The organism is Streptomyces sp. NPDC004266, from assembly GCF_042874095.1.
Lineage (GTDB): Bacteria > Actinomycetota > Actinomycetes > Streptomycetales > Streptomycetaceae > Streptomyces.
The window spans coordinates 212,744-225,105 of the sequence record NZ_JBIAMM010000015.1 but is presented as its reverse complement, the minus strand read 5'-3'; the positions used below and the strand labels follow the sequence as shown (position 1 = coordinate 225,105).

9 protein-coding genes are annotated in these 12,362 nt (G+C 71.9%); 7 read left to right on the top strand and 2 right to left on the bottom strand.

The window, feature by feature from the left end; genetic code table 11:
- Nucleotide 1: 1 nt before the first annotated feature.
- On the top strand, nucleotides 2-1,321 hold the full coding sequence (locus tag ACFYUZ_RS31040) for a glutamate-1-semialdehyde 2,1-aminomutase (RefSeq protein ID WP_389314799.1): 1,320 nt from the start codon (nucleotides 2-4) through the stop codon (nucleotides 1,319-1,321).
- Nucleotides 1,322-1,328: 7 nt separating this feature from the next.
- On the opposite strand, the gene ACFYUZ_RS31035 is transcribed toward ACFYUZ_RS31040, so the two are convergent.
- Complete coding sequence (locus ACFYUZ_RS31035) at nucleotides 1,329-1,973, bottom strand: phosphatase PAP2 family protein (RefSeq protein ID WP_389314797.1); 645 nt, start codon at nucleotides 1,971-1,973, stop codon at nucleotides 1,329-1,331.
- 288 nt (nucleotides 1,974-2,261) lie between these two features.
- Here ACFYUZ_RS31035 and ACFYUZ_RS31030 point away from each other — a divergent pair, with 288 nt between their 5' ends.
- The 6 genes from ACFYUZ_RS31030 (at nucleotide 2,262) to ACFYUZ_RS31005 (ending at nucleotide 10,837) form a co-directional block, all read left to right on the top strand.
- Nucleotides 2,262-2,711 (top strand): hypothetical protein, encoded by a 450-nt coding sequence (locus ACFYUZ_RS31030; protein ID WP_389314796.1) that lies wholly within the window; start codon nucleotides 2,262-2,264, stop codon nucleotides 2,709-2,711.
- Nucleotides 2,708-3,355 carry a hypothetical protein gene (locus ACFYUZ_RS31025; protein WP_389314848.1) on the top strand — a complete coding sequence of 216 codons (648 nt, stop codon included), beginning with the start codon at nucleotides 2,708-2,710 and terminating at the stop codon, nucleotides 3,353-3,355. The genes ACFYUZ_RS31030 and ACFYUZ_RS31025 overlap by 4 nt, the downstream gene beginning before the upstream one ends.
- 3 nt (nucleotides 3,356-3,358) lie before the next feature.
- Entirely contained in the window at nucleotides 3,359-8,110 is a 4,752-nt protein-coding gene (locus ACFYUZ_RS31020) for a putative T7SS-secreted protein (protein WP_389314794.1), read from the top strand.
- Between the two features lie 2 nt (nucleotides 8,111-8,112).
- The gene (locus tag ACFYUZ_RS31015; protein ID WP_389314792.1) at nucleotides 8,113-8,634 is read left to right on the top strand and encodes a hypothetical protein; all 522 of its coding nucleotides are present in this window, start codon (nucleotides 8,113-8,115) and stop codon (nucleotides 8,632-8,634) included.
- Nucleotides 8,635-9,058: 424 nt separating this feature from the next.
- On the top strand, nucleotides 9,059-10,360 hold the full coding sequence (locus ACFYUZ_RS31010) for a restriction endonuclease fold toxin-2 domain-containing protein (protein WP_389314790.1): 1,302 nt from the start codon (nucleotides 9,059-9,061) through the stop codon (nucleotides 10,358-10,360).
- 24 nt (nucleotides 10,361-10,384) lie between these two features.
- A complete protein-coding gene (locus ACFYUZ_RS31005; RefSeq protein ID WP_389314788.1) occupies nucleotides 10,385-10,837 on the top strand; it encodes a hypothetical protein in 453 nt (150 codons plus the stop codon).
- Between the two features lie 172 nt (nucleotides 10,838-11,009).
- Here the strand turns inward: ACFYUZ_RS31005 and ACFYUZ_RS31000 are convergent, their stop codons facing one another.
- The gene (locus tag ACFYUZ_RS31000) at nucleotides 11,010-12,338 is read right to left on the bottom strand and encodes a class I SAM-dependent RNA methyltransferase (protein ID WP_389314786.1); all 1,329 of its coding nucleotides are present in this window, start codon (nucleotides 12,336-12,338) and stop codon (nucleotides 11,010-11,012) included.
- Between the last annotated feature and the right edge of the window lie 24 nt (nucleotides 12,339-12,362).

Genomic DNA, 12,362 nt, shown 5'->3' with positions numbered 1-12,362 from the left:
CGTGGACACCGAAGAGTTCGAGCTCCCCAGGTCGCGGAAGGCGAACGAGCGCCTGCACGCCCTGATCCCCGGGGGCGCGCACACCTACGCCAAGGGCGACGACCAGTACCCCGAGAACCTGGCCCCGGTCATCAGCCACGGCCACGGCGCCCACGTGTGGGACGTCGACGGCAACCGCTACGTCGAGTACGGCTCCGGCCTGCGGTCGGTCAGCCTCGGCCACGCCCATCCGCGCGTGATCGAGGCGGTGCGGCGGGAACTCGACCGGGGCAGCAACTTCGTCCGCCCGTCGATCCTGGAGGCCGAGGCGGCGGAGCGCTTCCTCGCCACCGTCCCGACCGCCGAGATGGTGAAGTTCGCGAAGAACGGCTCCGACGCCACCACGGCGGCGGTACGCCTGGCCCGCGCGGCCACGGGACGCACGCGGGTGGCGATCTGCGCCGACCACCCGTTCTTCTCGGTCGACGACTGGTTCATCGGCACGACACCGATGTCGGCGGGAATCCCGGTCACGGACCTGACGGTGACGTTCCCGTACGGAGACCTGCCCGCCACGGAGGCCCTGCTCACCGCGTACGAGGGCGAGATAGCCTGCCTGATCCTGGAACCCGCCGCCCACACGGAGCCGCCGCCCGGCTACCTCGCGGGCCTGCGTGAACTGGCTGACCGGCACGGCTGCGTCCTGGTCTTCGACGAGATGATCACCGGCTTCCGCTGGTCGGAGGCGGGCGCCCAGGGCCTGTACGGCGTCGTCCCCGACCTCTCCACCTTCGGCAAGGCGCTGGGCAACGGCTTCGCCGTCTCCGCGCTCGCCGGGCGCCGCGACCTGATGGAACGGGGCGGCCTGCGCCACGACGACGACCGGGTGTTCCTGCTCTCCACCACGCACGGCGCGGAGACGCACTCCCTGGCGGCCGCGATGGCGGTGCAGGCGACCTACACGGAAGAAGGCGTCACCGCCCGCCTGCACGCCCTCGGCGAGCGCCTGGCCGCCGGAGTCCGCGAAGCGGCGGCCGCCATGGGCGTCGGCGACCACGTGGTCGTACGGGGCCGGGCCAGCAACCTGGTCTTCGCCACCCTCGACGAGAAGGGGCGGCTCTCGCAGGAGTACCGCACCCTGTTCCTGCGGCGGCTCCTCGCGGGCGGGGTACTGGCCCCGTCGTTCGTGGTGAGCAGCGCACTGGACGACGCCGACATCGACCACACCGTCGACGTGGTGGCCCAGGCCTGCGCGGTCTACCGAAAGGCACTGGACGCCGGCGACCCGACCCCCTGGCTGGCGGGCCGCCCGGTGAAACCGGTCTTCCGCCGCCGGGCGTGACGGGACGTCACCGCCCGGACCCACCCGCCCGATCGACGCCCCACGCCACCACCGGCACCACCGCGAGCGCGGTGCACCAGCCACCGAGGGCGTCGGTCGGGTAGTGGGCGTCCAGGACGACCTGCGCCCAGCCCATGGCGGCACCGGCGACGAGCCCGGCCCCGAACACGAGCACCAGCCCGGCCGCCCGCCCGAGCCCGAGCCGCCCGGCCACGAGCAGCGCCGCCACAAGGGCGAAGGCCGTGAGAAAAGCGGTGTGCCCACTGGGGAAGGACAGGTTGTCCCCGTGAATGGTGCGCCCCACCGGGAACTTGAGCAGCCGAGCCACCCCCACGGCCGCCCCGACCCCGACCCCGACGAACACGGCGGCGCGGGGCCACCGGAGCAGCAGACACCCCACCACGGCGACCAGCACGAGCACGGCCGCGCCCACGGGCTCCCCCAGGAAGTCCAGCCCCAGGGCGACGTCCCGCCGAGGCGGCACCACCCCGTCGACCACCGCCCGGACCCGCGCGTCCACCCCACCGGGCCGACCGTCACCGGCGAACAGCGCCCCGAGCACGACGACCACCACCGCGGCGAGACCGGCGATCCCCACGAGCCCCGCCCGCAACACCGAAGGCAACACCACGGCAGCCGAAGCCCCGTTCACCCGTCCACGCCGCATTCTCCCCCACCCTCCGAGACCAACGTCCGGGCGGATCCCGGCACTTGTCACCCTAATGAGGGGACGCGGACGCGATGAAGCCGAACATGACGGCGCCCTGACCTTTCCGAGCAGTGCGGCCGGCAGCCCGCCGGCGGTGCGCACGACGCCGTCCCGGTGCGTGCCGCTCGTGGTCACGTCTCGATCGCGTCCACGGAACCGTTCCTCCTGAAGAGGTCGTGTTCCTTCTCGAAAGCGGGTAGGTACGGCCCGGAACGGCGGGGAGGGAAGCCAGTGAGCGACGGAACGGCACTTGTGGAGCGGATCGCCGAGCGGCGGGCGGGGCAGGGCGATCCCCTGGACATGATCGGCGAGCTGCGGCGGGCCGTGGTCCTCGTTCCCGTCGATTCCGGAGGTCTGTGGACGGCCGCGCTCGGTGGGGTGCGGTGGATCTGCGCCTTCACCGGCGAGGCCTCCCTCGCCCGGTTCGCCCGAGCCCGTGCCCGTGTCCCCGGCGCGTCGGGAGACGACGCCGCCCGCTCCTGGCAGTACGCGGCGGTGCGCGGCGCGCGGCTCCTCGACGAGGTCGTGCCGGCCCTGGGCGTACCCGCCGGGGTGGCCGTCGACATCGCCGATCCGGAGGGGTCGATGTTCTTCCCGCCGGTGCACGGCATCGTCCCCGACGCCGTCGCCGTGGACGTCGACGCGGAGGGCCACGCACGGACCGAGGGCGGTGGCGTCTGATGGGCGGCGGGCCCGAGGACCTCAAGTTCGACCAGGAGAGCATCAAGCGGATCACGGAGGGGATCCGCGCGGCCACCGCGGAGCTCCGGGACATCGGCACGGGCACCGGCGCCGTGCTCGGCAAGGGCTTCTCCGAACTCTCGATGACCGGCATGGAGGCCGGGCACCACGGGCTGTCGGCCGACTTCGAGGACTACTGCGAGCGCTGGGAGTGGGGTGTGCGGGCGCAGATCCAGGACGCCAACACCCTCGCGGCGGCGCTGGGTCTTGCCGCCGGACTCGTCTGGGAGGAGGACCAGTACCTCCAGGGCACCTTCAAGGTCGCGGTGAACTCCGCCGTGGGCAACCCGCACGCCTCCGAGGACGACATCGTCAAACAGGACTGGGGCGACGTGTTCACGCCCGACTACCTCAGCCCCGACTGGAGTGCCGAATCCTTCGAACGCGCCGGGGAGGACGCCGCGCAGACCTGGAAGGACACCGGGCGGGCGCTCGTGACGGAGGGCGAGGGCGGGAGCCGGGCGCGGATCCTCAACGAGCTCCTCGGGGTGGACCAGGGCGACTTCGACCGTGCCGTGGACGAGACGTTCGGCCCGTCACCCGAGCAGCGGGCCGCCCAGCAGCAGAACACCGGGGGGAACTGAGCCGTGGGCATCGGGGACTTCATCAGCGACCTCACGCCGGACGTCGTCGAGGACGCGGTCGAGGACGGCGTCGAATGGCTCGGCAACCGGGTCGAGGACGCCGGCAACTGGACCGCCGACAGGCTGGACGACGTCGGCTGGGAGTCCGGCGCGGACTGGGTGCGCGAGCAGTCGCGTTCGGTGGCGAACCGGATGGGCGCCGAGGTCGACGAAATGGACCTCGGGCAGACCGAGGACAAGACCAAGCTGATCTACGGCAGCCCGTCCAAGCTCCGGTCGACCGCCTCCCACCTCCACGACCTCCAGGCCTCGTTCGACAAGGTCGGCAACGGCCTCAAGGGTCTCGACGCGTCCGCCGTGAAGGGCGAGGCCGCCGACGCCTTCCGGGAGAAGGTGGCTGTCGAGCCGCCGAAGTGGTTCAAGGGTGCGGACGCCTTCGGCAAGGCCGCCGACGCGCTGACCGGCTTCGCCTCGACCGTGGAATGGGCCCAGGGGCAGGCCCAGACGGCGATCGACAAGTGGAAGCAGGGCACCAAGGCGTCCGAGGACGCCGCGAACGCCCACCAGAAGAACGTCGACGACTACAACAGGGCCGTCGACCGGTACAACGCCGAACCCGCCGACAAGCGGAACCCGGCTTCCCTGCCGCCCAGGCCGGGCGCCTTCAGCGACCCCGGCAAGGCCCTGATGGAGGAGGCGCAGGAGATCCTCGCCGAGGCCCGGAAACAGCGCAACGCCGCCGCCGAGACCGCCCGCACGGCGATCCGGGCGGCCCGGGACGCGGCCCCTCCCAAGCCCTCGTACGCCGAGCAGGCCAAGGACGGCCTCGACGAACTACAGGTGATGCAGACCCACTTCGGCGGCGGGATCGTCAAGGGCACGGCCGGTCTGCTCAGCTTCGTCCGGAGCGTCAACCCCACCGACCCCTACAACCTCACGCACCCCGCCGAGTACTTCACCCAGCTCAACAGCCTCGCCGCCGGGCTCGTCCAGGTCGCCAACGACCCCATGGGCGCCGGCAAGCAGATGCTCGACAACTTCATGAAGGACCCGGCGGAGGGCCTCGGCCGGCTCGTCCCCGACCTGGTGCTCACCGCCGCCACCGGCGGCGGTGGCGCGGCGGTCAAGGGCGCGCGGGTCGCGGCGGAGGCGGCGGACCTCGCCAACGACGCCAACCGGGTCCGCAAGCTGATCGACGACGCCCCCGGCGGCACCCACACCCGGCCCGACGGCCGGCGCCCGGTCGGCGAGACCGACCCGGTGGACCTGGCCTCGGGCCGGATGTTCCTTCCACAGACCGACCTGGTGCTGCCCGGCGCGCTGCCGCTGGCCTTCACCCGGCGCACCGAGTCCGGGTACACGCTGGGCCGGTTCTTCGGCCCGTCCTGGTCCTCGACCGTGGACGAGCGGCTGACGGTCGACGCGCGCGGCGTCGTCCACGTCACCGACGACGGCCTCCTGCTCCCCTATCCGCACCCGGTGCCCGGCGTCCCCACCCTTCCCGAGTCGGGCACCACGCGCCGGCTCCTGGCCCGCCACGACGACGGCGACTACACCCTCACCGACCCGACGACCGGCCTGGTCCGCCGGTTCACCGCACCGGCCGGCGTCGAGCCGGGCGGAGACGGCGTGGCCTGGCTCACCCGCGTCGACGACCGCAACGGACACGCCATCACGGTGGACCGCGCCGAGGACGGCACCCCACTCGCTCTCGTCCACTCGGCGGGCCACCACGTGACCGTCGACGCCGAGGACGGCCGGGTCACCCGCCTCGCCCTGCGGCTCCCCGACGGCACCGCGCAGGACATCGTCCGCTACGGCTACACCGACGGTGACCTGACCGCCGTCGTCAAGCCCTCCGGCGCCACCCTCGCCTTCGTGTACGACGACCGGCACCGGGTCATCACCTGGACCGACTCCAACGACAGCCGGTACGACTACGTCTACGACGAGAAGGACCGGGTCATCGGCGAGGGCGGCGGAGCCGGCCACCTCCAGCTCACCCTCGCGTACGGCCTCCCGGACCAGGTCACGGGCCACCGCACCACCACCCTGACCACCGCCGACGGGCGCGTCACCCGCCATCTCGTCGACGGCGCCTCCCGCGTCCTGGCCGTCACCGATCCGCTCGGCCACACCACCCGTTTCACCCACGACCGGCACGGCAACGTGCTCACCCGCACCGACCCGCTCGGCCGAACCACCACGTACACCTACGACACCGACGGCCGACTGCTCACCCTCATCCGCCCCGACGGCGGCCGCGTCGCCGTCCGCCGCGACGCCCGCGGGCTCCCGGTCGACTTCACGGACGCGGACGGCACGCGCATGTGCCAGGAGTACGACGAGCGCGGCAACCTGACGGCGGTCACCGACGCCGCGGGCCACACCATCCGCTACGCCTACGACGAGCAGGGCCACCTCCTGTCCCGTACGACCGGGACCGGCGCCGTCACCACGTACCGCAGCGACGCGGCCGGACTGCCCCTTGAGGTCACCGACCCGCTCGGAGCCACCACCCGCTACGAACGCGACGCCTTCGGCCGTCTCGTCCGCGTCACGAACCCGCTCGGAGAGGTCACCACCCTGGAATGGGACGCCGACGGCGAACTGGCCCGGCGCACCCACCCGGACGGCTCCTCCGAGACCTGGACGTACGACGGCGAGGGCAACTGCACCTCCCACACCGACCGGGCGGGGCTCACCAGCCGCTTCGAGTACACACACTTCGACCTCCTGGCCGCCCGCACCGGCCCGGACGGGGCTCGCCACACCTTCGAGCACGACCCCGCCCTGCGACTCACCAAGGTCACCGACCCGCGCGGCCTGACCTGGTCGTACACCTACGACCGGGCCGGCCGGACCGTCGCCGAGACCGACTTCGACGGACGGACCGTCACCTACACCCGGGACGCGGCCGGGCAGGTGACCTCGCGGACCAACGCGGCCGGCGAGACGGTCGGCTACGGGCGTGACGCGCTTGGCCGGGTCGTCCGGAAGGAGGCGTCCGGCACCGTCACCACCTACTCGTACGACAAGGCCGGGCGGATCGTCCACGCGGCCGGGCCGGACGGCGAACTCGTCCGGCAGTACGACCGTCGCGGCAACCTGAAGGCGGAGATCGTCGACGGCCGGCTGCTCTCCTTCTCCTACGACACGGCCGGGCGACGCGCCCGCCGCACCACGCCCACGGGGCACGTGACGGCCTACGGCTACGACGCGGCGGGCCACCTCGCCACGCTGACCAGCGGCACCCGCCGGATCGCGTTCGCCCACGACCCGCTCGGACGCGAGGTGAGCCGGTCCATCGGCGGGACGGAAGGCCCGCTGCTCCTGGCCTCCGCCTGGGACGAAGCCGGCCGACTGACCGACCAGCACCTGACCGCCGGCACCCGCACCGTCAACCGGCGCGCCTACGCCTACCGCGCCGACGGACACCTCACCTCACTCGACGACGCCCTGCGCGGCTCCTTCCGCTACGACCTCGATGCCGCGGGCCGGATCACCACGGTGACGGCCGCCGACTGGACCGAGACGTACGCCTATGACGCGGCGGGCGCCCAGACCGACGCCTCGTGGCCCGTGGAGCACGCCGGCCACGAGGCGACCGGCATCCGCGCCTACGAGGGCACCACCCTCACCCGCGCCGGATCCGTGCGCTACGAGCACGACGCCGCCGGCCGGATCACTCTGCGCCGCAGGACCCGGCTGTCCCGGAAGGCCGACATCTGGCGCTACACCTGGGACGCCGAGGACAGACTCACCGCCGTCACCACCCCGGACGGGATCCACTGGCGCTACCGGTACGACCCGCTGGGCCGCCGCACCGCGAAACAGCGCCTGGCGGAGGACGGCACGACGGTCGTCGAGGAGGTGCGCTTCACCTGGGACGGCTGGACCCTGTGCGAGCAGACCGCCACCGCCCCGGGAATGCCCCGGCCCGTCGCCCTCACCTGGGAGCACCGAGGCGTGCGGCCGCTGTCCCAGACGGAGCGCGTGCTCGCGGCGGAATCCTCCCAGGAGGTGTTCGACGAACGCTTCTTCGCCATCGCCACCGACCTCGTCGGCACCCCCACCGAACTCGTCTCCGAGTCCGGCGGCATCGCGTGGCTCACCCGCGCCACGGTGTGGGGCACCACCACCTGGTCCAGGAACGGCACCACGTACACCCCGTTGCGCTTCCCCGGGCAGTACTACGACTCCGAATCCGGCCTGCATTACAACCTGCACCGGCACTACGACCCCGAGACCGCCCGCTACCTGACGCAGGATCCGCTCGGTCTCGCACCCGGCCCCAACCCCTCGGCCTACGTGCACAACCCGCACACCTGGGCCGACCCGCTGGGCCTCGCCCCCTACGACCCGCTGCGCGAGGGGTACACCTCGTCACCGGGGTTCGAGCGGGACCCCTACCACCCCGACGTCGTCGAGCAGCGCATCAAGGACAACCGCGACCTCTACGGCATCAAGGACCCGAACGATCGGGGCATGATCGGGGCGAACGGGCCCCAGATCACCAGCAAGACGCTCTGGAATCATGGTCCGTACCGGATCGACGTGGAGAACCCCAACCCGGGCCAGCGACCGGGGCAGCTGCACTTCCAGGACCAGAGCAACAAGGGTGCGAAGTACCAGTTCGACTTCGAGTCCGGGAAGTTCGAGGGTCTCCCGCGAAGCATCGAGAAGGCAGTCGGCAACAACCCCGGTTTCATCGCGGGCATCAGGAAGGGTCTCGCCGCACTCGGCGAAGGGTAGACGTGCGCACCAACCAGTGGATGAGGAAACTCCTGACGGACGCGGACCTCACCGGTCTGTCCTCGTCGGACGTCCCCCCGATGTTCCAGGAGGTCGTCGAGCGGGGCTGGTCGGTGACGGGGAGCGGGGCACGGGTGTTGACCGACCTCCGCCCCGACCCGGACGGGTCGTACTTCGACCGCCTGGCGGAGGAGACCACGGTCAACGGCCGCGGGATGACGGACTACGACCTCCCCACCGAGCCCGCCGCCGCGGACGAGCGCACGAACGTGCTGCTGCGCCGCTGCCTCGCCTACGCCGCCGACTGCCTGCGGGCGGCGCGCGATCACTTCGGCGACGACCGGGTACGGGCGTACGTCTCGCTGTCCCTGGGCGGCCTTGACGACGACCTCCTGACCGCCCAGGTCACGTTCTGCACACCCCTGCCGGACACCCCGCCCTACATCGCCGACCTCGAACGGGTACGGGACGCCGCCGTGGCGGAGCTCTCCGTACACGACCGCCCTGGCGGGGACGCGGCCTGAGAGCGACCACCGCCACCACGTGCCGGTAGTGGCGGTGCGCAGCAATCGACAACGACTTCGCCGGGGCGACCCCAGCCGCCACGCCGGCGCTCGTTTCCGCAGGTCGGACACTGTTCTGAGGAGGAAGCGCCGGGCGACTCCCAGCTCATGGCTCGGGGTCGTCTTCCCGGCGCGACCGAGGGCTCGGCGACCCGGTCCTTCTCCATCGCCCCAGGAACCCGATTTCGGCCAGGTCCCGAGAGGCTTCACGGCAGGGCCTCCTCGCTGCCCTCCACCTCCCCGTCGACCAGCCGGGCTTCGCCCCTGCGTCAGGGGTTCTCGTCGCCCTCGACGGGACTGACGGACACCATGCGCGGGAGTTCACGGCGCAGGAGAGCGGATCGTCGCCTCGCTGCTCGGCGACCAGCCCGACCTGGTCTCCGGCATGGGTGACCCCGAGGAGGGTTGCCCTGAGAACTGCCTCGGTCTGGGCACGAGCTTCCGGAGGTGGTCGGGGGGGAGGGCCTGGGAGGAGCAGTACGCACCGGGCGGACCCGACCGCTTCCGGGGATCGCCGGAGAAGATCCGCGCGGTCGCCGATCGTCGGCGGCGCGGTGGCGGGCTGATGCCGCGTTTCCTGGAGGACGGCCGGGCATCGGCCGTGACGGCCGACAAGGCACACTCCGAGGAGGCCGCCGATGCCCTCCGGGCCTCCTTCAAAACGTCCGTCGGGCTCCCCTGCCCACCCTCCCGAGTCCAGGAGGACGAACCGCTCGTCACCGATCTCGTGGCCGCCTGCGACGAGATCGCCGAGGCGCGCGACCGCTACGCCGAGCACGTCGAGGCGGCCGAGAAGGCGATCCAGCAGCACAAGCCGGATCTCTTCGCGGTGGACTTGCCCTGGGACAGCCCCCTGTTCGGAGGCAACAGCTTCGATGGGGGGCCTGCCGCCGTTCTGGACGACCCGTGGATCCGCCGACTGGGAGAGGTGGGGCATGCCCTGGACTCGGCCGAGAAGCGCGTCAGGCTTCCCGAGGGCTCAGGGAGACCGAGTGCGCCCGGTCTGCCGTTCCTGCCTCCGCTCATCCCGGCGCCGGTTCCGGTGCCTGCCCCGGTGCCGCTGGTCCTCGCGTCGTACAGCGGAGGGATGCCGGGAATGGTCCCCGCGGTGTACCGGGACCCCGATCCCAGTATCCCGTGGCGCGACCCGATCCCCCCGGCCGCAGTCCCGCCACCCCGGTTGCTGACTCCGGAGGAGCGCAAGGAGTTCGTCGCCTGGGTGAACACCCTGAAGCCGGCCCACTTCGGTGGCAAGTCGGATCCCACAACCCCTGAGAACGTCTACCAATTGCGGATCGCCGGCTACCCCGAACGCATCATCCCCTTGCCCAGGGACTACGAGAAGCCCGCCATCGGCGCGGACGGCATGCGTCCGGCGGACGGAATGATGGTCGACGCCAAGTACGTACAGGACGCCGACGACGACTGCAGGAAGAACACATGGCGCCGCCCGTCCACCTTCGAGATCGAGGACGAGTACAAACCGGACGGCACGAAGAAGTGGAACCGGAAGGACATCCTGATCGGCAGGGACGAGAGCGAGCTGGAGAAGTACCGGCAGGCGATGAACGAGCACCAGCAGATCCGGGGTCTGGAGATCGTCACCAACGACAAGGAAGCCGCAGCGTACCGACAGACGCTCATGGCCCTCCAGCAGCTTCCCGGAAACGCCCGGTACGTGAAGTGACCCACCCCAGGAAGGACGCACCCCATGACGCACGATGACGACGACCGGACCACGTTTCTGTTCTACGCCCCGGAGCGGGAACCGCACGCCTGGGGCCTCGACCTGGCCGGCCTCGGCGAAGCCCTGCGGGAATTGTTCCCCGAGGTTCGCTACAAGGTTCACCAGGACCACACGCACCAGGGCGAACCGTACCTCTCCTTCTGGGCGGGCACCGACGAAGGCACCGAGTACGACGGCACCGCCACCGTCCACGGGCGGGACTGCGTGATGCTGTCCGACACCACGGCGGGTGAGGCGGCCCCCTTCCTGCTCTGGCTGCGCGACACCTACCTGCCCGCCCCCGACCTCGTCCGCTTCAGCAGCGAGCCGGCCGTGGAACGAGGCATCGAGACGGACTGGCGCCTCCCCGCCAACGGCGACAGGGCACGAGTGGCCGACGAGCTCCGCCACCACCTCTCGGTCGTGGAAGGGGCCTGACTCACCCCACCGGAGGGTAGGGCAGTGCATGGTGCTCGTCGGGTCTGGCCGCCCCCAGTCCTGACACCCCATCAGAACGAGCGTCAAATGAGCGTCACGAGCGTCATCTCAGCGTCAAGACATCGCCCGTAACGCCCACACCGCGCATACAGCCCACCCGCAAAACCCCAGGTCAGGCGTCCTTCTTCACCGGCTCCAGGATCGCGACACACTCGACGTGGTGCGTCATCGGGAACAGGTCGAACGCGCGCAGGGTCCGGACCTTGTAGCCGCGTTCGGCGAAGTAGGCGAGGTCTCGGGCCAGGGCTGCCGGGTCGCAGGCCACGTAGGCGATGCGGCGGGCGCCCAGGCCCGCCAGGTGGTGGACGGTCTGCTTGCCGGCGCCCGCGCGGGGCGGGTCCAGGACGATGAGGTCGACCTCGGTGATGCCGGTGCGCGGGAGGACCGACTCGACCTTGCCCTGTTCGATGCGGACGCGCGGGAAGCCGGCCAGGTTGTGGCGGGCGTCCTCGACCGCGCGCTTGCCGGACTCGATGCCGAGGACCGCGCCCTGGTCGCCGACGCGGTCGGCGAGGGCGCCCGCGAAGAGGCCGACGCCGCAGTAGAGGTCGAGGGCCGTCTCGCCCTTGCGGGGGGTGAGGCCCTGCATGACGGCGAGCATCAGGGTCTGCGCGGCCTTCGGGTGGACCTGCCAGAAGCCGCCGCTGCCGACGCGGTAGGTGCGGTCGTCGGCGCGCTCGCGGACGAAGGCGCGGCCGTGGACGCGGTGGACGCCGCCGTCCTTCTCGTCGACGCGCATGACCGAGACCGGCTTGTCGAGCTCGACGAGCGGGAGGCGGGCGCCCGGGCGGGGGGTGAGGATGACCTGGCGGTCGTTCGAGCCCGAGGCCGCGATGGCCTCGATCGCCGCCATGCCCTGCCAGTCGCGCTTCTCGATGCCGAGCTCCGAGACGCCCTCGGCGGCGATCATGCAGTGGTCGATGATCTCGACCTCGTGGGAGCGGTGCTTGCGCAGGCCCGCGTGGCCCTCGGCGTCGACGGCGTACTGGACGCGGGTGCGCCACTGCGGGACCTCGCCCGCGGGGAGCTTGTCGCCCTCGGCGGGCATGACGGTGCCGTCCCAGCCGGCCTCCTCCGGGGTGAGCCCGGCCAGGCGCTGGAGCTGTTCCGCGATGACCTCGCCCTTCAGGCGGCGCTGGGCGCCGGGCTTGGCGTGCTGCCAGTCGCAGCCGCCGCACTTGCCGGGCCCGGCGAAGGGGCAGGGCGCCTCGACGCGGTCCTTGGAGGCGTCCAGGATCTCGATCGCGTCGGCGCGCAGGAAGCGGGAGGTCTCCTCGCCCTCGGTGACCCGCACCCGGACGCGCTCGCCGGGCAGGGCGTGGCGGACGAAGAGGACCCGGCCGGCTTCCGTGCGGGCGATGCAGTGGCCGCCGTGGGCGACCGGGCCGACCTCTACCTCGTACTCCGCCCCGACCAGCGACGTAACAGGGGTGTTCTGCATGACCGGGGACTCCAGAGGGAAGAA

Excerpts from the sequence above, each read along its gene's own strand:
- ACFYUZ_RS31010 (WP_389314790.1), top strand. The coding sequence starts at position 9,059 with ATGGGTGACCCCGAGGAGGGTTGCCCTGAGAACTGCCTCGGTCTGGGC.
- ACFYUZ_RS31005 (WP_389314788.1), top strand. The coding sequence starts at position 10,385 with ATGACGCACGATGACGACGACCGGACCACGTTTCTGTTCTACGCCCCG.
- ACFYUZ_RS31000 (WP_389314786.1), bottom strand. The coding sequence starts at position 12,338 with ATGCAGAACACCCCTGTTACGTCGCTGGTCGGGGCGGAGTACGAGGTA.